This window comes from Pseudomonas asgharzadehiana (assembly GCF_019139815.1).
Classification (GTDB): domain Bacteria; phylum Pseudomonadota; class Gammaproteobacteria; order Pseudomonadales; family Pseudomonadaceae; genus Aquipseudomonas; species Aquipseudomonas asgharzadehiana.
The window spans coordinates 1054852-1075483 of sequence record NZ_CP077079.1; the positions used below are offsets into that span (position 1 = coordinate 1054852).

Annotated in this window: 20 protein-coding genes and 1 tRNA gene; 13 read left to right on the top strand and 8 right to left on the bottom strand. The window is 62.1% G+C overall.

Annotation, left to right across the window (positions count from 1 at the left end; translation table 11 throughout):
- Nucleotides 1-47: 47 nt before the first annotated feature.
- Nucleotides 48-677: a DUF1780 domain-containing protein gene (locus KSS96_RS04750; protein WP_010213242.1), complete on the bottom strand. Its 630-nt coding sequence runs from the start codon at nucleotides 675-677 to the stop codon at nucleotides 48-50.
- Nucleotides 678-806: 129 nt separating this feature from the next.
- Between KSS96_RS04750 and KSS96_RS04755 the strand changes: the two genes are divergently transcribed.
- Together KSS96_RS04755 and KSS96_RS04760 are read left to right on the top strand one after the other, a co-directional pair.
- Nucleotides 807-1496 carry an energy-coupling factor ABC transporter permease gene (locus KSS96_RS04755; RefSeq protein ID WP_017529865.1) on the top strand — a complete coding sequence of 230 codons (690 nt, stop codon included), beginning with the start codon at nucleotides 807-809 and terminating at the stop codon, nucleotides 1494-1496.
- Between the two features lie 66 nt (nucleotides 1497-1562).
- Nucleotides 1563-1778, top strand: coding sequence for a hypothetical protein (locus KSS96_RS04760; RefSeq protein ID WP_003171680.1), 216 nt, complete (start codon nucleotides 1563-1565; stop codon nucleotides 1776-1778).
- On the opposite strand, the gene yacG is transcribed toward KSS96_RS04760, so the two are convergent.
- Genes yacG through KSS96_RS04780 form a run of 4 tightly spaced genes read right to left on the bottom strand, consistent with a single transcriptional unit; the run spans nucleotide 1775 to nucleotide 4663 of the window.
- Nucleotides 1775-1975: a DNA gyrase inhibitor YacG gene (gene yacG / locus KSS96_RS04765; RefSeq protein WP_003188437.1), complete on the bottom strand. Its 201-nt coding sequence runs from the start codon at nucleotides 1973-1975 to the stop codon at nucleotides 1775-1777. The genes KSS96_RS04760 and yacG overlap by 4 nt on opposite strands.
- Nucleotides 1972-2595 carry a dephospho-CoA kinase gene (gene coaE, locus KSS96_RS04770; protein ID WP_017529864.1) on the bottom strand — a complete coding sequence of 208 codons (624 nt, stop codon included), beginning with the start codon at nucleotides 2593-2595 and terminating at the stop codon, nucleotides 1972-1974. Before coaE ends, yacG begins: the two co-directional genes overlap by 4 nt.
- Complete coding sequence (locus KSS96_RS04775) at nucleotides 2592-3458, bottom strand: prepilin peptidase (RefSeq protein WP_068938053.1); 867 nt, start codon at nucleotides 3456-3458, stop codon at nucleotides 2592-2594. The genes coaE and KSS96_RS04775 overlap by 4 nt, the downstream gene beginning before the upstream one ends.
- Complete coding sequence (locus KSS96_RS04780) at nucleotides 3455-4663, bottom strand: type II secretion system F family protein (RefSeq protein ID WP_065877313.1); 1209 nt, start codon at nucleotides 4661-4663, stop codon at nucleotides 3455-3457. The genes KSS96_RS04775 and KSS96_RS04780 overlap by 4 nt, the downstream gene beginning before the upstream one ends.
- Before the next feature lie 202 nt (nucleotides 4664-4865).
- Here KSS96_RS04780 and KSS96_RS04785 point away from each other — a divergent pair, with 202 nt between their 5' ends.
- From KSS96_RS04785 to KSS96_RS04800, 4 genes are all read left to right on the top strand, one after another.
- On the top strand, nucleotides 4866-5279 hold the full coding sequence (locus KSS96_RS04785) for a pilin (protein WP_026067420.1): 414 nt from the start codon (nucleotides 4866-4868) through the stop codon (nucleotides 5277-5279).
- 35 nt (nucleotides 5280-5314) lie between these two features.
- Nucleotides 5315-6715 carry an O-antigen ligase family protein gene (locus tag KSS96_RS04790; RefSeq protein WP_065877312.1) on the top strand — a complete coding sequence of 467 codons (1401 nt, stop codon included), beginning with the start codon at nucleotides 5315-5317 and terminating at the stop codon, nucleotides 6713-6715.
- 50 nt (nucleotides 6716-6765) lie between these two features.
- Nucleotides 6766-6838: transfer RNA gene (locus tag KSS96_RS04795), tRNA-Thr, on the top strand.
- Between the two features lie 164 nt (nucleotides 6839-7002).
- Nucleotides 7003-7308: a DUF6388 family protein gene (locus KSS96_RS04800; RefSeq protein WP_017529859.1), complete on the top strand. Its 306-nt coding sequence runs from the start codon at nucleotides 7003-7005 to the stop codon at nucleotides 7306-7308.
- Nucleotides 7309-7360: 52 nt separating this feature from the next.
- Here KSS96_RS04800 and nadC read toward each other — a convergent pair whose 3' ends face one another.
- Nucleotides 7361-8209, bottom strand: coding sequence for a carboxylating nicotinate-nucleotide diphosphorylase (gene nadC, locus KSS96_RS04805; protein WP_017529858.1), 849 nt, complete (start codon nucleotides 8207-8209; stop codon nucleotides 7361-7363).
- Nucleotides 8210-8454: 245 nt separating this feature from the next.
- On the opposite strand from nadC, the gene KSS96_RS04810 reads away from it, so the two are divergent.
- From KSS96_RS04810 to KSS96_RS04830, 5 genes are all read left to right on the top strand, one after another.
- The gene (locus KSS96_RS04810; RefSeq protein ID WP_217855772.1) at nucleotides 8455-10602 is read left to right on the top strand and encodes a DUF1631 domain-containing protein; all 2148 of its coding nucleotides are present in this window, start codon (nucleotides 8455-8457) and stop codon (nucleotides 10600-10602) included.
- 61 nt (nucleotides 10603-10663) lie between these two features.
- The gene (ampD, locus tag KSS96_RS04815) at nucleotides 10664-11227 is read left to right on the top strand and encodes a 1,6-anhydro-N-acetylmuramyl-L-alanine amidase AmpD (RefSeq protein ID WP_017529856.1); all 564 of its coding nucleotides are present in this window, start codon (nucleotides 10664-10666) and stop codon (nucleotides 11225-11227) included.
- Nucleotides 11224-12060, top strand: a complete 837-nt coding sequence (ampE, locus tag KSS96_RS04820) for a regulatory signaling modulator protein AmpE (protein WP_017529855.1) — start codon at nucleotides 11224-11226, stop codon at nucleotides 12058-12060. Before ampD ends, ampE begins: the two co-directional genes overlap by 4 nt.
- Before the next feature lie 176 nt (nucleotides 12061-12236).
- Nucleotides 12237-14267 (top strand): methyl-accepting chemotaxis protein, encoded by a 2031-nt coding sequence (locus KSS96_RS04825; protein WP_065877310.1) that lies wholly within the window; start codon nucleotides 12237-12239, stop codon nucleotides 14265-14267.
- A gap of 127 nt (nucleotides 14268-14394) precedes the next feature.
- Nucleotides 14395-14826 (top strand): hypothetical protein, encoded by a 432-nt coding sequence (locus tag KSS96_RS04830; RefSeq protein WP_017529853.1) that lies wholly within the window; start codon nucleotides 14395-14397, stop codon nucleotides 14824-14826.
- Here the strand turns inward: KSS96_RS04830 and KSS96_RS04835 are convergent.
- Complete coding sequence (locus tag KSS96_RS04835) at nucleotides 14773-15549, bottom strand: TatD family hydrolase (protein WP_217855774.1); 777 nt, start codon at nucleotides 15547-15549, stop codon at nucleotides 14773-14775. The two genes, KSS96_RS04830 and KSS96_RS04835, sit on opposite strands and share 54 nt — an antisense overlap.
- Before the next feature lie 2 nt (nucleotides 15550-15551).
- Nucleotides 15552-16547, bottom strand: coding sequence for a catabolite repressor/activator (cra, locus tag KSS96_RS04840; RefSeq protein ID WP_017529851.1), 996 nt, complete (start codon nucleotides 16545-16547; stop codon nucleotides 15552-15554).
- A gap of 294 nt (nucleotides 16548-16841) precedes the next feature.
- Here cra and ptsP point away from each other — a divergent pair, with 294 nt between their 5' ends.
- Together ptsP and pfkB are read left to right on the top strand one after the other, a co-directional pair.
- Complete coding sequence (ptsP, locus tag KSS96_RS04845; RefSeq protein ID WP_217855776.1) at nucleotides 16842-19700, top strand: phosphoenolpyruvate--protein phosphotransferase; 2859 nt, start codon at nucleotides 16842-16844, stop codon at nucleotides 19698-19700.
- Nucleotides 19701-20621: a 1-phosphofructokinase gene (pfkB, locus tag KSS96_RS04850; RefSeq protein WP_217855778.1), complete on the top strand. Its 921-nt coding sequence runs from the start codon at nucleotides 19701-19703 to the stop codon at nucleotides 20619-20621.
- Nucleotides 20622-20632 lie beyond the last annotated feature (11 nt).

The window sequence follows — 20632 nt, forward strand, 5'->3', positions numbered from 1 at the left end:
CGTCAGGTAGACGTTGCAAGGGGGCGCCAAGTTACAGTCCGGGGGGATCAGAGGCTGATGCCCACGTCGAACACTATGCTGCGGCCCAGGTTATTGCGCAAGAAATCCGGCGCGTCCGGGTGGGCGAACAGCACCCGCGCAAACGTCGGCCCCACCAATGACAGCGAGCGCCAGCCTTGGCGCAGGTATTCCGTGGGAGGAGGGAAGTGACTGTTGAGGTCGAGCACTTCGCGCTTGAGGCTGGTGAAGGCGACGATATCCAACTCGCCCAGGTCCATGCCGCGTTCTTTGTAGTTGTGCGCCTTTTTGCGCAATGTGGGCGCCAGGCGCAACAGGAATTCATGGGCAGGGATGCGTCGCGGCTTTGCCTCGCGCCGCACCAGTTGGCTCAAGGAGAAGGCGCTGCGACGGCGCAGTAACTCGTCGCGCCATTCGTCATTCAGGCGCCGGCCTTCATCGAGCACAAAAAACACCTCGAAACTGGCGTCGCGAAACAGCACATCCGGCGGCTCTTGCCCTGCGGCGTGGAATTCTTCGGCGCGGTAAGGCACGTTCAGGCCTTGCAGCAGGCGTTGGCAGACCCAACGCTCACGCTCCCATTTGCGGGCATTGGACAGGAACGCATTGGCTTGTTCGGCCGCCACGGTGAGCAGGCGCAAGTAATCTGAGTCATCCATGTTTGCAGCTTAGCGCTCAAATGATGACCGCAGGAAGTCCTGCTATAAAAGGTCGGTGTAGACTGGCGACTCTACTTCAACGCCAATGTAGAGGTGTGTGGTGAGGTTTTTTGCAGCGGTATTTCGTCTGTGATCAGTGCAGCAGTGCTGGCACCGAGCACTCTGAGCATCGGCTGGCTGCTGTATGCGCCGGTGGTGGCCTGGGCGGTCCTGCGCTCGCCGTGGGTTGAGTTGTTTGCCGATCGCCGACGTCAACATCTGCTGTTCGGTACGGTATTCGCGTTGTTCATGTTGTGGTTGGTCCGGCGGGATTTCGACACCGGCGTTTCCTACCACTTTATCGGCATGACGGCCGTAACCCTGTTACTGGATTGGCCCCTGGCAATCGTCGGCGGCTTCGCGGCGCAATTGGGTTTGATGTTACTCGGGCGTCAGGACCTCGCCGCTCTGGGCGTCAACGGTTTGTTATTGATTGCGTTGCCGGTGCTGGTCACCGAAGGCTGCGCACTGCTGGTGGAACGAGCGCAACCGCGCAATCCCTTTGTGTATATCTTTTGTTCCGGTTTTTTTGCTGCCGCGCTGTCGGCTTTGCTCTGCCTGTTGCTGGGGTTGGGCGTGCTGTGGTTCGACGGCCGGTTTGCGATGCCCGAATGGCTGGAGGATTTCGTCGGCTACCTGTGGTTGATCATCTTCCCCGAAGCCTTTATCAACGGCATGCTGATCAGCGCCCTGGTGGTGTTCTGCCCGGAATGGCTGGAGACCTTCAACCGTACGCGCTACCTCTCGGCGCCCTGGAAGGATGACGATTCACAGCGTTGATCCAGATCAAACCCCAGGCGGCCAAGCGGGCCCATGCTCTGCCAAATTTCTTCAGGAGCGCGGGTCATGAGTGTGTACGAGTGGGCACGGCAGGAGCTACGCAGAAGTCAGGATGCGGCACAGGAAATCGGTTTTGACCCCGGCTTGACCCTGCGCGCAATGCTCAGCGCCGTGGTACAGCAGAGCAAGGGTGTGCGCAGTTTCGAAGATCTGGCCGACGAGCTGCAATACCTTGCAGAGAACCTCGACGACCAGCAGGAATATGCTTTTATGCGGCCTTAATGGCGCGGCGGCAGGTCCTCGGAAAACAGCTCGTCTTCAGCGTCCGGTGCCACTGGGATCTTGTGTTCTTCAGCGGCCCAGGCACCCAGGTCGATGAGTTTGCAACGGTCCGAGCAGAATGGCCGGTTGAGGTTGGTCGCTTTCCATTCCACGGGTGCGCCGCAGGTTGGGCAGTCGACGGTCAAGGGTTGGCTCATGATCGGCCTCCACGCAAAGTAAGGTAAAAGTAATGCAGTCTCTCGACCTCTGCGTGTAGCCAGGCGAGGTCTTTATCGTTGACCAGCACGTCATCGGCATGGTTCAGGCGGTCTTCGCGGCTGGATTGCGCCTTGAGGATCGCCTGCACCTGTTGCTCGCTGATGCCGTCGCGCTGCAGGGTACGCTGTATCTGCAGCGCTTGCGGCACATCGATCACCAGGATGCGTTGGGTCATGCTGTACTGGCCGGATTCGATCAGCAGCGGCGATACCAGGATCGCGTACGGCGAGCGCGCTCGCGCCAGGTGGCTGCGAATCTCTTCGGCGATCAGCGGGTGCAGCAAGCCTTCGAGCCACAGGCGCTCTTCGGGAACTTCAAAGATCAGCTTGCGCAATGCGGCGCGGTCCAACTGGCCGTCAGGCTGCAGCACGCCGTCACCAAAATGCTCGGCGATGCGTGCCAGTGCCGGACGGCCGGGTTCGACCACCCAGCGGGCGGCATGGTCGGCGTCCACCAGGTCTATGCCAAGGTCGATAAAATGTTGGGCCGCCGCGCTTTTACCGCTGCCGATGCCGCCGGTAAGGCCGAGAATCCAAGGTGCTGCAACAGAAGTGGTCATCTGAAACCGACAGACTGCAAATAGAAGTCGGTTATTTGACCACCCCAGAGCAATGCAATCCAGCCGGCAATTGCCAGATACGGACCAAACGGCATGGGTGTCGATACTTGAGCCTTGCGCACACGCATCAGGATCAGGCCGATAAACACCCCCACCAGCGACGACATCAACAGTGTCATCGGCAGCATCTGCCAGCCACCCCAGGCTCCGAGCAATGCCAATAACTTGAAGTCGCCGTGGCCCATGCCGTCCTTGCCGGTGACCAGCTTGAACAGCCAAAACACGCTCCAAAGGCTCATGTATCCGAGCACCGCGCCCCACAGGGCGTCGGGTAGCGTGGTCAGCAGCCCAAAGCCATTGACGATCAGCCCCAGCCACAGCAGCGGCAGCACCAGCACATCCGGTAGCAACTGATGGTCGGCATCGATCAGGCTCATTGCCAGCAGCCCCCAGCTCACCACCAGCACCGCGCCAGCCTGCCAGCCGAAGCCGAAATGCCAGGCCACCAACGCCGAGGTCAACCCGCAGGCAAGCTCGGTGAAAGGGTAGCGTGCGCTGATTGCCCCCCGGCAGTGAGCGCAGCGGCCCCTGAGCGCCAGATAGCTGAGCACTGGAATATTTTCCCAGGGGCGGATCGCATGCCCGCAGCGTGGGCAACAGGAATTGGGGTGTAACAGGTTGTAGGTCGGCTCGGCGGGTTCTGCGGGCAGACCCAGCACTTCAAGGGCCTGCGCGCGCCATTCGCGGTCGAGCATTTTGGGCAGGCGCCACACCAGCACGTTGATAAAGCTGCCGACTATCAGCCCCAGCACCGCTGCCATCGTGATCAAGGCCCACGGGTGCTCGCTTAGCAGCTGGCTCAAAATGCGCTCCCCAGTTGAAAGACCGGCAGGTACATGGCGATGACCAGCGCTCCGACAATACCCCCGAGTACCAGCATAATCAGCGGCTCCATCAGGCTGGTGAGGTTATCGACCAGGTTGTCGACATCCGCTTCATAGTGGCTGGCGACCTTTTCCAGCATGCGCTCGAGTGTGCCCGACTCTTCGCCGATCGCCGTCATCTGGATCGCCATGCCTGGGAACAGGCCGCTGATGGCCATGGATTGATTCAATTGCATGCCGGTGGATACATCGCGACGCATATGTTCGATTGCCTGTTTGAACGGACCGCTCCCGGCAGCCCCTGCCACCGAATCCAATGCCTGCACCAGCGGGACGCCGGCGGCGAAGGTAGTGGAAAGGGTACGGGCGAAGCGGGCGACGGCGGATTTTGTGAGCAGTTTGCCTGCCAGAGGCGCTTTCAACAAACCGGCATCCAGCCAGTAGCGAAAACCCGGCGAGGCTCGATAGGCATGGCGCAGCCCGATGACGCCCGCGCCCAGGCCCAGCGCCAGTAGCCACCAGGCCTGCTGCATGAACGCAGACAGATTGATGACGTGCAAGGTAAACCCTGGCAGTTGGCCGTTGACGCCGGCAAACAGCGCCTGGAACTGTGGCACCACGTGGATCAGCAGCACGCCCGTCACGAGGCTGGCAATCACCAATACCGCGATAGGGTAAGTCATGGCCTTTTGGATCCTGGCCTTGAGTTGCGCGCTTTTTTCCCGATGGGTCGCCACGCGCTCCAGCAGGGTTTCGAGCGCCCCGGCCTGTTCGCCAGCAGCCACCAGGTTGCAATACAGCTCATCGAAATAGCGGGGTTGTTTGCGCAGTGCTTCAGCCAGGCTGGTGCCGGCGGCGATTTGCTGTTTGAGCCCGTGCACCAGCGCGCGGACTGGGCGGTTTTCGAAGCCTTCGCTGATGATGTCGAAGGCCTGCAGCAGGGCGATCCCGGCTTTGAGCAGCGTAGCCAGTTGGCGAGTGAAGAGGGTGATGTCGGCTGTTTTTATCGGTGGGTAGAGGCTGGGCAGTAACGGGTTTTTTTTGCGCACGCGGCCGGGGCTGATGCCTTGTTGGCGCAATTGCGCCTTGACCAGGGCGGGGTTGTGCGCGCGGGTGTGTCCGCCCACCCGGCGCCCTTTGCGGTTGATGCCTTCCCAGGTATATGTCGTCGAAGCGTTGTTCATGTAACGGTTCCGCACACGGGTCGTAGAAGATTTATAGCTTAGTCAGGTGACGGATTCGGGCTGGCTGGCGTTGGCCAATAAAATGTCAGAATGTGCGTCTTGCGGGCGATTGAGCACTCGCGGGTGAGTACACTGGCGCCGCAGCACAACACGGGGCGCAGGATGCGCCTTGTCATGAGTTCTATTCTGGAGAGTGAATGTGATACGTCAGAAAGGCTTTACCCTGATTGAATTGCTGATCGTCGTTGCGATCATCGGCATTTTGGCCACTATCGGCCTGCCCATGTACACCACCCACCAGGCCAAGGCCAAGTTCACCGCCGGCCTGGCTGAAATCACTGCGCTGAAGGCCGGATACGAAAGCGTCATCAACGAGGGCACCGTGCCGAAACTGGAGTTGATCGGCGGCACCAGCCCCACCGCCAACTGCAAAATCGACGTGGTAGGTGATGTGGCCACGGGGGCGGGCAGCATCAGCTGCGAAATCCTCGACGCCCCTGCGCCGGTGCTGGGCAAGACCATCAGCCTGACGCGCACCGCCGCCACCGGCTGGAAGTGCACCACAACCGCCGAAGGGAAATACGTCGGTAAAGGTTGCGGCACTGACGGGGCGTAACTGCTCAACCATCCACAGGGACGTAGAGGTGGCCGATGGTGTTATCCGTACCGCAGCGAGGCAATATTTTCCTGGTGGTCGTGGTGTGCCTGCTGGCGGTTGGGATTTGCGCGCCGTTCAGCGGGCATGACCTGCAGCGTGTCATGCAGATCGCCATCGGGCTCTGTGCGGTGCTTTACGGGTTGTCGGTCGCCCCTGCCGTGTCGCTGGTGGATCGGCCCACGGCCCTGGGCCTGACGCTGATCATCGGGTTGGGCCTGGTGTCTTCGGCGCTGGCCCATCAGCCTGTGTGGGCACTGATTGAAGTGGCACTGTTTGTCAGCTGTGCGGCGATCACGCTGGCATTTGCCTTGCTCCGCCGTCACGGCGGAGAGTCGCTGGATCGTGTGCTGATCCTTATTGTGGTGCTGCTGTGCCTGATCAAATCGATCCAATACCTGTATGCCGGTGCCCTGGCGTTCACCAGTGGCGAACGCACCCTGGACCCAGACCTGCTGCTGTCCGGCTTTTCCAACAAGCGCTTCTACGGCCAGTTCCAGACATTCACCCTGCCGTTGCTGGCGCTGCCCTTGCTGATGCCCACTGTCTCCCGCGTTTGGCGAGGGGGCGTGTTGGCGTTGCTGTGCGTCTGGTGGCTGATAGCGATCAGCGGTGGCACGCGCGGCACCTGGCTCGGCATGAGCGCGGCGGGGCTGGTGCTCGCGGTGCTGGGGCCGGTTGGTCGACGTTGGCTGGGGTGGCAACTGGCGGCGGTGCTGGGCGGGCTGGTGTTGTATTGGCTGGCATTCACGCTGCTGGCGCAATACCTGGGGTTCGAGACAACCAAGGACGCTGGTGATCGTCTCACTACGACACTGTCGGGCCGGGAGGCGATCTGGTGGCAGGCGTGGCACATGCTTGTCGAGCATCCGTGGCTGGGCTTTGGCCCGATGCATTTTGCGGATATCGCCAACGAGATTGCCGCCCATCCCCATCAAGCAATCCTGCAGTGGGCCAGCGAATGGGGCGTGCCCTCGGCCCTGTGCGTGGCGGTATTGGCGTGGCGAGCCGGATGGGCTACGTGGGGCCTGCTGCGCAGGCGCATGCTTTGCGCCGCGCGCGTGGACCTGCTGCGGTTATGCCTGTTTGCCGCGTTGGTCGCGGCGTTGGTGCAATCCATGGTCGATGGGGTGATCGTGATGCCCAACTCCCAGGTCTGGCTGGCGCTGGTGGTGGGCTGGCTGATGGCGTTGCATGTGTGGCAGGCGCCCGCCACCGCCGCGCTGCCGCCGGCCTGGTTCGCGTGGAGGGTATTGAGCGTGCTGGCCGTTGGTCTGCTGGTCGGGGTTGCGCTTCGCGACGTGCCGCACATCAAGCATGCCCAGCAGGCGTACCTGAGCGGGGAAGGCCGTCATCTGCAACCGCGCTTCTGGGCCCAAGGCGTTATTGCCCGCTAAAAAAGGCGCGAGTTGCCGGACGCCGGATGCGGTGCTAGCTTTAGCCCACCGCCCGTGTAGCTCAGTCGGTAGAGCAGCGCACTCGTAACGCGAAGGTCGCAGGTTCGATTCCTGTCTCGGGCAAAAGAGCATCACTGTTTCAATAGACGTGTTTCAAAGGCAATGTTTTCAGATGATCCCAGAATGGTTCTGAAGGCCAGACGAGTCGGCATTCGTGCCTGCTCTTTTGTATCTGCGCAACCTTGATGTCCCAGATGCATCCCCATTCCTCGATCTAAGAGAACGACATGACCACAACTGAAATGACCCAGGAAGCTCGGCACGAAGAAGCACTCAAGAAATACCTTGAGGCCACGCCGCAGCTTAAAGACGAAATCAAGGACCTGAGCGCCGATGACCAGCGCGACCAGATTCAGTGGGCATTCGAGGACGAGGCCGAGAGCCAGAGTCTTCAGCCTTGGGAGCTGACCCTCAAGTACACCTCCACGCCGGAAGAATTCGAAGCGGCACGGCTGGCCTTGCACAAAGAGGCGGCCGAGGTGTTGGGTGTCGATTGGGAAGAGTATTGCGAGATGAATAATCTGGTCGTCTGACGCAGACACGCCGTAGTGAGCGGGCAAGCCCGCTCACTAAAACGATCAGCCCTCAGATGCTCAGCCGCATCGACAAATCCACCGCCTTCACATCCTTGGTCATCGCCCCGATGGAGATGTAGTCCACCCCGGTTTCAGCGATGGGCAGCAGGGTGGTTTCATTGATCCCGCCGCTGGCTTCCAGCTTTGCCTTGCCGCCGTTGAGGCGCACGGCTTCACGCATATCCTCCAGGCTCAGTTCATCAAGCATGATGATATCGGCGCCCGCCGCCAGTGCCTCGCGCAGTTCATCCAGGCTTTCCACTTCGATTTCCACCGGCTTGCCGGGGGCGATTTTGTGGGCGGCGGTGATGGCCTGGGCGATGCCGCCGCAGGCTGCGATATGGTTTTCCTTGATCAGGAACGCGTCATATAAACCGATGCGATGGTTGTGGCAGCCACCGCAGGTCACAGCATACTTTTGCGCCAGGCGCAGGCCCGGCAGGGTTTTGCGGGTGTCCAGCAACTTGACCTGGGTGCTGGCGACAAAGTCCGCCAGGGATTGCGCGCGCGTGGCTACCCCGGACAGCAATTGCAGGAAATTCAGCGCAGAGCGTTCGCCGCTGAGCAATGAACGTGCCGGGCCTTCAAGGTGAAATAGTGCCTGGTTGGGGCTGACGCGCTCACCGTCGGCCACGTGCCAATGCACGGCGACGCGTGGGTCCAGTTGGCGGAACACCGCGTCCACCCAGGCCGTGCCGGCGATGACGGCGGCATCACGGGTAATGATGTTGGCCGTGGCCAGCCGTTCGGCCGGGATCAACTGCGCGGTGATATCGCCACTGCCGATGTCTTCCAGCAGTGCGCGGCGCACGTTGGCTTCGATTTCGGCGGTGAGGTCGGCAAGACGGAGGTTCGGCATAACAGGCTCCACAAACAAAGTGCCCCGATTATAGGGGCTGCGTGCGTGCGAACCCAGGCTCACCACTCATTTACAGCGCAATGTCAGAGTTTGCTGGCGCAACCCCTCTCATTTGCAAGATAATCTCGCGCCTTGCAATTGGCGTCATAGCTTTGACGTGCTGGTGATAACCGGTTATTCGCAGCGCCCCAACGGGCCTGTACCCGATATTTCCCAACTCAATACCGCCGTTTCAGGAGGCCAGGATGCACAATGACGGAAAGGTGGTGCCAATCAGCACGGCGCATGCCATGCCATCGCCGCTGGCCCGTCTGCCGATAGTGTTGCAGCAGGTTCGCGACAAGGCTGCGCAACAATTGCAGCAGGGCCTGCAAGAGCTGTTCGATAACGCCGACGACACCTTGTTCGAAATGGCTGACAAGGCCGGCAACAACCTCGACCACCATATTTTTTTCGAAGCCATGCGCGACCTGCGCCTCAAGCGCAAGAACTTTGAGCGCGTGTTCATGCAGAGGCTGTTCGACGCCTTTGCCGAGTTGGGCCTGGCGGGGCGTGGTGTGCTTCAACGGGTGCCGGCTTTGTCCTATGACACGACGCCGGGCACCTCCAAGGATGAGCAGGAAAAAGCCGTGGCGCTTGACGCCATGCTTGGCCGGGTACACCACCGCGACGGCCTGGCGCTGTCACAACTCACCGCGCGCTTGAGCGCCGTGCTGGGCAATCGCCTGGATGATCGTGAAAACCCCTTGGGGCCGGCGCAGCTGTGCGAATTTTTTCTGCAGGCGGGGCGCAGCCTGGGCGTTGAGATCCGGGTCAAACTGATCATGCTCAAGCTGTTTGAGAAATACGTGCTCAGTGACGCCGACCAGCTCTACTGCGAAGCCAATCAATTGCTGGTGGCTACCGGGGTGTTGCCCGAACTCAAGGCTGTACCGTCCCGTCGCCCCGGCGGGCGCGCCGCCCGTGATCACCAGCGCGAAGCGGCAATGCCGGCGGCCGATCAGCCCGTCGATGAAAATGGCCAACAGGCATTCGCCGCCTTGCAGACGTTGCTGGCCGCAGTACGCGGTAGTGTCGCGCCCACCCTGGAAGCCAGCGCCGCACCCCAGCCCATCGCCACCCGCGACCTCGTGCGGCTGTTATCGCATTTGCAGCAATACGTGCCGGAGCCTGATGCGGAGGACGATTTTGACCTGCGCAACCAACTCGAGCAGTTGCTAACCCGCGTCAGCGTCAAAAGTGGCAAGTCACGGGTGGTGGAAGCGGTGGATGAAGACGTGATCAACCTGATCGCGTTGCTGTTCGAATTTATCCTCAATGACCGCGCCGTGCCGGATGCCTTCAAGGCCCTGATTGCGCGCTTGCAGATCCCGCTGTTGAAAGTGGCGGTGCAGGACAAGAGCTTCTTCAGCCGTGCCGGCCACCCGGCCCGGCGCCTGCTCAATGAACTCGCGGCAGCGGCCATGGCCTGGAGCCCTGTGGATGACTACGCGCGCGACAGCCTGTACATGCGCATCGAGCAGGTGGTGCAGCGTTTGCTCAATGAATATGTCGAAGATCCGCTGATTTTTTCCCAACTGCTCGCCGAGTTCTGTGGGTTTATCGCCCAAGAGCAGCGCCGCAGCGAGCTGCTTGAACAGCACACCCTCGATACCGAGGCCGGGCGCGTCCTCACCGAAGCCGCCCGGCAGCGGGTAGCCGACGCCTTGAATCGACGGCTGCTGGGCAAGGTGTTGCCGCACGCGGTCGTGCAGTTTTTACAGCAGGCCTGGAGCCAGGTGCTGCTTTTGACCTGCCTTAAGCACGGCGAGCAGTCGGTGCAATGGCAGGCGGCGCTGCGCACCATGGACGAGCTGATATGGAGCGTCGGCCTGCAGGCAGATACCGAAGCCGGACGGCACTTGCTGGAGCAGTTGCCGCGCTTGCTCAAGGCATTGCGCGACGGCTTGGCCAGCGCCGCGTTCGACCCGTTCAGCAGCCGTGATTTTTTTGTTCGCCTGCAGGCCCTGCATGTTCGGCCGCCCGACGGCGAAGGTTTGCTCGAAGTGCGCGAGCCTTTTGTGTTCAGTGTGCTGCCGCCCGATTCGGCCGAAGGCCTGGCGGACGATGATCCTGATCTGCTCAAGGTGCGCCAACTACGGCTCGGTAGCTGGGTCGTGTTCCAGCAAGACCAGGCTGACGCCCTGCGTTGCAAATTGCTGGCGATCATGGCGCCGGCCAATACCTATATTTTTGTCGGCCGCACGGGGCTCAAGGTCCTGGAGAAAAACGCCGGCCAACTGGCGCGGGCGTTCAAGCGCGGCGCACTGCATACCCTGGACGATGGGCCATTGTTCGAACGCGCGCTGACGGCTGTGATCAGTCAATTGCGTCAACTCAATCGCGGCAAGTGATCGCAACCACAGGGTCGAACGCGGCATACTGGTCATAATTAGTCACATTCAAGGATCCTGTATGCAGTTGGACCCCGCCAGTGGTTGGTGTCAGGGCATTCCCCATTGCCCTTCGCCCAACTTCAACGAGCGCCCCACAGGCGAAATCTCACTGTTGGTGGTGCATAACATCAGCCTGCCTCCGGCACAGTTCGCCACCGGCAAGGTGCAGGAGTTTTTCCAGAATCGCCTGGATGTCACGGAACATCCCTACTTTGAAGGGATCGCCGACCTGCGCGTGTCTGCGCATTTTCTGATTGAGCGCGACGGCGATGTGACGCAGTTTGTGTCCTGCAACGACCGGGCCTGGCATGCTGGAGTCTCGTGTTTCGAAGGGCGTGAAACGTGCAATGACTTTTCCGTGGGCATCGAACTGGAGGGGACGGACGATCTGCCCTTCACCGACGCTCAATATGCGTCATTGATCGACCTGAGCCGCCAGTTGCTCAAGGCCTACCCAGGCATCACCGCGCAGCGTATTTGTGGCCACAGCGATATTGCTCCGGGACGCAAGACCGACCCCGGCCCCGCTTTTGATTGGACGCGCTTTCGCAGCGCCCTGCAGGATGGAGGACACGCACGATGAGTTTTCTGGTTTTGGTGCTGGCGGTGTGGATCGAGAAGTTCTCGGCCCTGCGCCAGCGGTTGCAGCGTGACGGCGGCTGGTTGCGCGAATTGGCCAAGTTGGAAGCGAGCCCGCGCATGGGCAAGCGCCCGTGGCTGATCCTGACCGTATTGGTGTTGCTGCCGGTGGCGTTGCTGGCGCTGTTGCTGCTGGTGCTGGAGCCCGTGGCGTATGGCCTGTTGGCGCTGCCGGTGCACCTGTTGGTGGTGATCTACAGCCTGGGGCGTGGTGATCTATTGGCCGGCCTCGGTCCGTTTCGCGATGCCTGGCGGCGTGGGGACCTGCAAGCCGCCGAACATGTAGCCGAACGCGACCTGAAACTGGGCGCCGACAGCGGCGAGCAACTGCTGGAGCGCGTTCAGGGCCATCTGTTGTGGCAGGCCTATCAGAGCTTTTTTGCGGTGATTTTCTGGTACTTCCTGCTGGGCCCGGTCGCCGCCCTGGCTTATCGCCTGCTGGCGCTGGCCAGTGAACACAGCCGCAACCCTCTGGTGGCCGAGCGCGCCGGGCAACTGCGGCATGCGTTTGACTGGTTGCCGGTGCGCTTGCTGGCCGCCAGTTTTGCCTTGGTGGGCAATTTCGTTGCGGTCAGCCGGGTGATGCTGCATGAACTCCTGAGTTGGGACATCAGTGCCGCGCAGTTGGTCGAAAAAGTCGGCCTGGTGGCCGCCGAAATCCCACCGCCGGCAGTGGGCGCCGACGGCATCAACAGTCTGGATCGTCTGTGGGAGTTGCTGTTGCGCGCGGCGGTGTTGTGGTACGCGGGGTTTGCCATCTGGACCGTGTTGCCTTGATCTCAATGGTCAGCCGGGCTTGCCCGCAAGGGGCTGCGTAACAGCAGCCCCGATTCTCGCTCGTTAACCTTAAGTTACAAAACTCCCTTTCGAATTGAGCTATACAGACAGAGCGCCAAATAGTGGCTTTGTGCCGCCGCCCTGCGCCTCAATAAAAATAAAAAGGGAGTTCACCTGTGAAGAGCTTGCTCTATCCCGCCGTCGCGCTGATGAATCGCTTGAGCTTTGGCATGAAGTTCAGCTTGATCAGCGTGCTGTTCCTGCTACCGATGCTGGCGACCAACTATTATCTGGTGCGCGATTCCTGGCGCGAATTCCAGGGCACCCGTGTCGAGCTGCAAAGCCTGGACCTGCTTGGCAGCAGCCTGGCCCTGCGCCGCGACCTGGAAACGCTCAACAACCAGGTGCAAATCAACGCGACCCTCGGCCAGTCCGGCAAGGCGGGTGACCTTGAAAGCAAGATCAACAGCCTGGAGCAGGGCGCGCTCAGCCGCCTGCAAGGCTTCAGCGCAATGGCCACCGACCCTGAGCAAATTGCAGTCTTTGACGGCAAGCGCGACGAATTGATCGCCGCCTTCAAGGCTCAGCAACAGGAAACCTCGCTGCTGAGCAAAAGTGCATTGATCGGCAAATTGCTCAACCAAGCGCAGATGCTCAGCCAGATCATCGCCAGCCAGTCAGGCTTGAGCCGCGACCCCCAGAGCGACTTGCGCCAGCTCAGCGAGCTGATCACCAGTGTCACCCCGCAAGTCACCCAGACCTTGGGAGAAGGGCGGGCAATGGGCGCGTACTCACTGGGCCAGGGCTTTCTCAATTCTTCCTCCAGCACGCGGTTTGACGAACTGTTGCAGCAGTTGGAAAAGCTGCAGGCCGAATACGGGTTGAAGTTGCAGGATGCCCTGGGCTCCAGCAAAGCCGCCCACGGCGCGCTCGATGGCCTGGCCAAGGCCAGCAATGCCAGCCTCAAACACGCCAGCGAGTTGTTTGAAGAACAGGTGGTCATGGCCGAAACCCTCGACGCGCCCTGGCAGGGTTTCTATGACGCGGTCAGCCAATTGATGGCCCAGACCTACCAACTCGACGAGGCCACGCTGACGTTCCTCGGGCAGCAGTTGGAGCAGCGCCTGGCGCAGAATCGCCTGCACATGGTGCTACTGGTTTCGGCGCTGACGGCGGTGTTTTTGCTGATCTTCTATTTATATGCCGGGTTCTACGCGTCCACCCGCACGACGCTGCGCAGCCTGGGCGCGATGATGGACAAGGTGGCGGCCGGCGACATGACCGTCACCTTCGTCGCCCACAGCCGTGATGAGCTGGGTGACCTCGGCCAGGTGTTCAACGGCACGGTGGCGAAAATCCATGATTTAATCGAGCGCGTCGGGCACACCGTCGGCCAGGTCGAAGTGCAGGCGGGCCAGGTGCAAACGGTTTCGGCCCAGAGCAACCAGGCGGTTTCGGGCCAGCGCACGCAAATCGAACAGGTGGCGACGGCCATGAACCAGATGTCTTCCACTGCCCAGGAAGTCGCGCGCAATGCGGCTGCTGCGGTGAGCAGTGCCCATAGTGTCAACGCAGAAACCGTCAGCGGCCGCGGCCTGGTGCAATCCCAGCAAGCCAGCATTGCGCGGTTGGCCGGCGAAATCGACCAGTCGGTACGGGTGATCAACCAATTGGCCACCGACAGCCAGTCCATCAGCAGCGTGCTGGAAGTGATCAAAAGCATTGCCGAGCAAACCAACCTGCTGGCGCTCAATGCGGCGATCGAGGCGGCGCGGGCAGGTGAGCAAGGGCGAGGGTTTGCGGTGGTGGCCGACGAGGTTCGCACGCTGGCAAGGCGCACGCAGCATTCCACCGAAGAAATCGAACAAATGATCAGCCGTTTACTCAGCGGAGTAGACGCGGCGGTGCGGGCCATGGGCACCAGCCATGAAGTGGCTAACGGCACGGTGGGCCAGTCGCAGCAGGTCCAGCAGGCCCTGGAGAATATCCTCGGCGCCATCGGCATGATCGTTGATCAAAACCAGCAGATCGCCGCCGCCGTGGAGCAGCAGACGGCGGTAGCCCACGACATCGATCAGAACATCGTCGAAATCAATCGCGCCGGCGAACATGCCGCCCAAGGCGCGCATCAGACCGAAGCGGCGAGCCGACAGCTATCGATGCAGGTGGTCGAATTGAAGCAATTGATAGGTGCCTTTCGCGTGTAGGGCGCAGATGTAGGAGGGGCGCTGCTGCCGGTGTGGCGCATGTCTGGATTTGCCTGGCCGGGTTTTCTCGTCGAGTGAATGGGTGAGAATTTGTTTCACTCAATCACAGTCCAGGGTAGGCACGACGATGACCGGTGCAATTGGCATCAAAGGGCATTGCGCCCATTGCGACATCACGTTTGAACTCAAGGCTTGGCAATTGAATGCCATCGCCATCGAAGTACCTTTCGATTGCCCCTATTGCCAGCGGGTCCTGGCGCTCAATTGCCCCCGGCAGTTGCGCCACTTCAAGGCGCTGGACCACTGGGCGCTGGTACGCCCGGGCATGGTGGCGCTGACGTGCGTGGTGTTGATCGTGGCGCTGGTGGCCGAGTGGCTGGGGCTGCTCAGTGTGCTTGGGCAGTTCAACCTTTCATCACTGGTGGTGTTGGTGCATTTCGCGGTGTTGCGCTATGCCCGTCACCAGCAACGGTTGACCTTGAACCTGCAAGCCGTGAACCCGGCGCTACCAATTAAACAACTCGCACGCATTGCGTGTGCTCGCCTCGGCCAGCAATGACGGGCTGATGCCCATGCGATCGGCCAGCGCGGCGCAGATAGCCGGCAGATGCTCGGGGCTATTGCGCTGGCCTGGGTACATGGCGGGGGCCATGTCCGGCGAGTCGGTTTCCAGTACCACCGCGTCCAGCGGCAGTTGCGCCAGTACCTTGTGCATGCGCAGCGCCTGGGGCCAGGTGGCGGCGCCGCCCAGGCCAAGCTTGAAGCCCAGCTTGATGTATTCGCGCGCCTCTTCCCGGCTGCCGGCGAAGGCATGGATGATGCCGCCCCGTGCCAGGCGGATGCGTTTGAGGGTGGCAATGACCACCGCGTGGCTGCGGCGCACGTGCAGCAGCGCCGGAAGCTGGAAGTCCGCCGCCAGTTGCAGTTGGGCTTCGAACAGGCTTTGCTGGCGTTCGCGGTCCAGGTGTTCAAGGAAGTAATCCAGGCCGATCTCGCCTACCGCGCACAATTGCCGATGGCCGCGCAGGCGGCTCAGCCAGTCGCCCAGGGCCGTCAGGTCGGCGGCGCGGTGATCGTCGAGGTACACCGGGTGCAGGCCAAAGGCGGCGAACAAACCTTCATCAGCCTGTACCAAATCCCACACGCGCTGCCAATTCTGCTGATACACCCCCAGCAGCACCATGCGCCGCACGCCCACTTCACGGCTATGGGCGAGGACTTCGCGGCGGTCGGTGTCGAAGTCCGCGAAGTCCAGGTGGGTGTGGGTGTCGATCAGCTCCACGCTCAAGCCTCGACAATGCGCTGCTTGAAGGTCCGGCCGATGGCGTGTACGCCCGGTTGGTACTGTTCTTCTTCAATGACCGCCAGGGCCAGGCGCAGGGCGGTTTCGGCAATAAGCTGATGCTGCTGGGCCATGGCGTTCACGGGCAGCGGCAAGAAGTCCAGCAGTTGGGTGTCACCAAAGGTGCCCAGGCGCAACGGGCGTGATTTCAGCGGGAAGTCATGCAGCGCGTCAAACACACCCTGCAGCAACACGTAGGACGTGGTCACCAGCGCGTCAGGCAGATGCCCCAGTTGATGCAGAAGTTGCTCCATCAACTGGCGGCCACAGTCGCGGCTGAAAGCTTCGCCGTGTTCGACGATCACCTCACCCGCGAACCCTTGCAGCGCTTCACGGAAGCCGGCGGCGCGCTCCTGGCTGATGCTCAGCTCGGGCCGTGCGCCGATCAGCACAATCTGTTTGGGCAACGGCTGCAGCAAGCTGCTGGTCAGTTGCTGGCAGGCCTGGCGGTCGTCGCTGACCACCGAGCAGAACTGCTCCGGCGCCATCACCCGGTCGATGGCGATCACCGGCAGGCCCTTGGCTTGCAGCTCGCGGTAACTGTCGTCGCTGGCGGGCAGGCAACTGGCCACGAACAACGCATCGCAGCGTCGTGCGCGGAACAGTTGCAGCAGTTGGCGCTCGCTGTCTGCGTCGTCGTCGGAACTGGCGATCAGTAGCTGATAGCCGCGCGCGCGCGCGCCTTGTTCCAAGAGCTTGGCGATTCGTGCGTAACTGGGGTTTTCCAGGTCGGGCAGGATAAAGCCCAAGGTGCGCGTGTGCCGACTGCGCAGTCCGGCGGCCTGGGGGTTGGGGGTAAAACCATGGGCCTCGACCACCGCACGCACCCGCTCGACGGTAGCGTTGCTGATGCGTTGCTGTGCGGCCTTGCCATTGATCACGTAACTGGCGGTGGTCACGGAGACACCGGCCAGGCGTGCGATATCACTGAGTTTCAAACCGGGATTTCCTTGTTTTTTGGAGCTTGCCCCGACATTTTGTCCAATCGTAACCGATTCCAGCCTGCCGCCCATGTCCGCGCTCAAACGCCGAGTGGTTCTTCAAGGATGCGCAATAAACGCGTAATCTGCCATAAATTCTAGATTAAACGTTTCAGCCAGCGTATTTTTAAGACGTTCGCTACTGAGTAACTACTGCCAATTGACTACTCAGTCAGCTATCACTGAACACCTTTACACTGTTTTATTCAAAACAATACCTAGTGCACCCTTTGCACTAACTAGGAGAACGGCATGCTTGAGCTCACTGTAGAGCAGATATCCATGGGCCAAGTGGCTGTGGATAAATCTGCTGCCTTGCACCTGCTCGCAGACAAACTGGTGGCCGATGGCCTGGTCGTCGAGGGTTATCTCAGCGGTTTGCAGGCCCGTGAAGCCCAAGGCTCGACTTTTCTCGGCCAAGGTATTGCCATCCCCCACGGCACTCCCGAAACCCGCGACCAGGTTTTTCTTACCGGCGTGCGCCTGCTGCAGTTCCCCGAAGGGGTGGACTGGGGCGACGGCCAGATCGTCTACCTGGCGATTGGTATTGCCGCCCAATCGGATGAACACCTGCGCCTGCTGCAACTGCTTACCCGTGCCCTCGGCGAAACCGACCTGGGCCAGGCGCTGCGCCGTGCCGCGAGCGCCGAAGCCTTGCTGAAACTGTTGCAAGGCGCGCCGCAGGAACTGGCGCTGGATGCGCAGATGATCAGCCTCGGCGTGTCCGCCGACGACTTCGAAGAGCTGGTGTGGCGAGGTGCGCGCCTGTTGCGCCAGGCCGATTGCGTGAGCAATGGCTTTGCCGCGGTGCTGCAGCAGGTCGATGCACTGCCACTGGGCGATGGCCTGTGGTGGCTGCACAGTGAGCAGACGGTCAAGCGTCCGGGCCTGGCGTTTGTCACACCGGACAAGCCCATGCGTTACCTCGGCCAGCCGCTCAACGGTCTGTTCTGCCTGGCCAGCCTTGGCGAAGCGCACCAGGCCTTGCTGGAGCGCCTGTGCGCCTTGTTGATTGAAGGCCGCGGCCAAGAGTTGGGGCGCGCTACCAGCAGTCGCGCGGTGCTGGAAGTATTGGGCGGCGAACTGCCGCCTGACTGGCCGAGCGCCCGCATCACCCTGGCCAACGCCCACGGCCTGCATGCACGCCCGGCGAAGATCCTCGCGCAACTGGCCAAGAGTTTTGACGGCGACCTGCGTGTGCGCATCGTCGATGGTCCGGTAGGCGCCGTGTCGGTGAAAAGCCTGAGCAAGCTGCTCAGCCTCGGCGCGCGTCGCGGCCAGGTGCTGGAATTTGTCGCCGAGCCGAGCATTGCCGGTGATGCCCTGCCCGCGCTGTTGGCGGCGGTGCAAGAGGGCCTCGGCGAAGAGGTCGAGGCGTTGCCGACGGTGAGCGCCCAGCCCGAAGTGCTCGATATCGAGCCGGCAGTCAGCGCGCCGCCGGCCGGCAGCCAGGTGCAGGCAATTGCCGCCGCGCCGGGCATTGCCATCGGCCCTGCGCATATCCAGGTCCAGCAAGTCTTCGACTACCCGCTGCGCGGCGAAACCTCGGCCGTTGAGCGTCAGCGCCTGCAAGCCGCCCTGGCGGACGTGCGCCGGGATATCCAGGGCTTGATCGAACGTAACCCGTCCAAGGCGATCCGTGAGATTTTCATCACTCACCAGGAAATGCTCGACGACCCCGAACTGACCGACGAAGTCGACACGCGCCTCAAGCAGGGCGAGAGCGCCGAAGCCGCGTGGATGAGCGTGATCGAAGCCGCCGCCAAGCAGCAGGAGGCATTGCAGGACGCCTTGCTCGCCGAGCGCGCCGCCGACCTGCGCGACATCGGCCGGCGTGTATTGGCGCAATTGTGCGGCGTCGAAGGCGCCCAGGAGCCGAGTGAGCCTTACATCCTGGTGATGGACGAAGTCGGCCCCTCCGATGTTGCGCGCCTGGACCCGACTCGCGTCGCCGGCATCCTCACCGCCCGTGGCGGCGCCACGGCGCACAGTGCCATCGTCGCGCGCGCCCTCGGCATTCCCGCGTTGGTGGGCGCCGGCCCCGGCGTGTTGTTGTTGGCCGCCGGCACGCCGCTGTTGCTCGATGGTCAGCGCGGCCGCCTGCATGTGGACGCCGACGCCGCGACCCTGCAACGCGCCACCGTTGAACGCGACACCCGCGAACAACGCCTGCAAGCCGCTGCGGCCCAGCGCCACGAACCGGCCCTGACCCGCGATGGTCATGCCGTGGAAGTGTTCGCCAACATCGGCGAAAGCGCCGGGGTGGCCAGCGCGGTGGAGCAGGGCGCCGAAGGCATCGGTTTGCTGCGTACCGAACTGATTTTCATGGCGCACCCCCAAGCCCCGGACGAAGCCACCCAGGAAGCCGAATACCGCCGCGTGCTCGATGGCCTCGGCGGGCGCCCGCTGGTGGTGCGTACCCTCGATGTGGGCGGTGACAAGCCGTTGCCTTACTGGCCGATTGCCGAGGAAGAAAACCCCTTTCTCGGTGTGCGCGGTATTCGCCTGACCCTGCAGCGCCCGCAGATCATGGAAGCGCAGTTGCGCGCATTGCTGCGTTCCGCCGACAGCCGCCCGTTGCGCATCATGTTCCCCATGGTCGGCAGCGTGGATGAATGGCGCGCGGCCCGCGACATGACCGAACGCCTGCGCCTGGATATTCCGGTGGCGGATCTGCAATTGGGCATCATGATCGAAGTGCCCTCCGCCGCGTTGTTGGCGCCGGTGCTGGCCAAGGAGGTCGACTTTTTCAGCGTCGGCACCAACGACCTGACCCAATACACCCTGGCCATCGACCGTGGCCACCCGACCTTGTCGGCCCAGGCCGATGGCCTGCACCCGGCGGTGTTGCAACTGATCGACATCACCGTGCGCGCGGCCCATGCCCATGGCAAATGGGTCGGCGTGTGCGGCGAGCTGGCGGCGGACCCGCTGGCGGTGCCGGTGCTGGTCGGCCTGGGCGTGGATGAGTTGAGCGTGTCGGCCCGCAGCATTCCCGAAGTGAAAGCGCGGGTGCGTGAATTCAGTCTGAGCGAGGCCCAGCGCCTGGCGCAACAAGCACTGGCGGTGGGTTCCCCTGCCGAAGTGCGTGCCCTAGTGGAGGCCGTGTAAATGGCAAGGATTCTAACCCTGACGCTGAACCCGGCGTTGGACCTGACGGTGCGTTTGCCGCGCCTGGCGCCCGGTGCAGTCAACCGCAGCGAAACCCTGCTGACCCATGCCGCCGGCAAGGGCGTGAATGTCGCCCAAGTGCTGGCCGACCTGGGGCATCACGTAAGCGTCGGCGGGTTTCTCGGCAGCGCAAACCCCCAGGCGTTCGAGGCGCTGATCGCCGGCCGTGGGTTTGGCGACGTGTTCATTCGTGTACCGGGCGAAACCCGCAGCAATATCAAGATTGCCGAACAGGATGGCCGGGTTACCGATATCAATGCGCCGGGGCCGCTGGTGAGTGAGCAGGCGCAACAAGACCTGCTCAACAGGATCGCAACCGTCGGCCTCGACTTCGATGTGGTGGTGGTGGCCGGCAGCTTGCCGCGCGGCGTCAGCCCGCAGTGGTTTCAGGGCATGTTGGAGCACCTCAAAAACCTCGGATTGAAAGTCGTGTTGGACACCAGCGGCGAAGCGCTGCGCGCCGGTTTGAAGGCAGGCCCCTGGATGGTCAAGCCCAATACCGAAGAACTGGCCGAGGCGCTGGACAACGCCACCGATGCCGTCAGCCAACTGCGTCAACAGGGTGTGGAGCACGTGGTGGTTTCCGACGGTGCCGCAGGCGTGACCTGGTACAGCTCGGGTGCGACGCTGCATGCCACGCCGCCACGGGTGACGGTGGCCAGCACCGTGGGCGCCGGCGACTCGCTGCTGGCCGGCATGCTGCATGGTCTGCTCAGCGGCGACACGCCCGAGCAAACGCTGCGCCGTGCCACCGCGATTGCCGCGATGGCGGTGACGCAGATCGGTTTCGGCATCAGCGATGACGCGCACTTGGCGCGTCTCGAAAGCGGCGTTGTTGTACGCCCGCTGACAGAACAATAAGAGGGTTTGTG

Coding starts and splice junctions, on each gene's coding strand:
- KSS96_RS04750 (WP_010213242.1), bottom strand. CDS start 677: ATGGATGACTCAGATTACTTGCGCCTGCTCACCGTGGCGGCCGAACAA.
- KSS96_RS04760 (WP_003171680.1), top strand. CDS start 1,563: ATGAGTGTGTACGAGTGGGCACGGCAGGAGCTACGCAGAAGTCAGGAT.
- yacG (WP_003188437.1), bottom strand. CDS start 1,975: ATGAGCCAACCCTTGACCGTCGACTGCCCAACCTGCGGCGCACCCGTG.
- coaE (WP_017529864.1), bottom strand. CDS start 2,595: ATGACCACTTCTGTTGCAGCACCTTGGATTCTCGGCCTTACCGGCGGC.
- KSS96_RS04780 (WP_065877313.1), bottom strand. CDS start 4,663: ATGAACAACGCTTCGACGACATATACCTGGGAAGGCATCAACCGCAAA.
- KSS96_RS04790 (WP_065877312.1), top strand. CDS start 5,315: ATGGTGTTATCCGTACCGCAGCGAGGCAATATTTTCCTGGTGGTCGTG.
- KSS96_RS04800 (WP_017529859.1), top strand. CDS start 7,003: ATGACCACAACTGAAATGACCCAGGAAGCTCGGCACGAAGAAGCACTC.
- nadC (WP_017529858.1), bottom strand. CDS start 8,209: ATGCCGAACCTCCGTCTTGCCGACCTCACCGCCGAAATCGAAGCCAAC.
- KSS96_RS04810 (WP_217855772.1), top strand. CDS start 8,455: ATGCACAATGACGGAAAGGTGGTGCCAATCAGCACGGCGCATGCCATG.
- ampD (WP_017529856.1), top strand. CDS start 10,664: ATGCAGTTGGACCCCGCCAGTGGTTGGTGTCAGGGCATTCCCCATTGC.
- ampE (WP_017529855.1), top strand. CDS start 11,224: ATGAGTTTTCTGGTTTTGGTGCTGGCGGTGTGGATCGAGAAGTTCTCG.
- KSS96_RS04830 (WP_017529853.1), top strand. CDS start 14,395: ATGACCGGTGCAATTGGCATCAAAGGGCATTGCGCCCATTGCGACATC.
- ptsP (WP_217855776.1), top strand. CDS start 16,842: ATGCTTGAGCTCACTGTAGAGCAGATATCCATGGGCCAAGTGGCTGTG.
- pfkB (WP_217855778.1), top strand. CDS start 19,701: ATGGCAAGGATTCTAACCCTGACGCTGAACCCGGCGTTGGACCTGACG.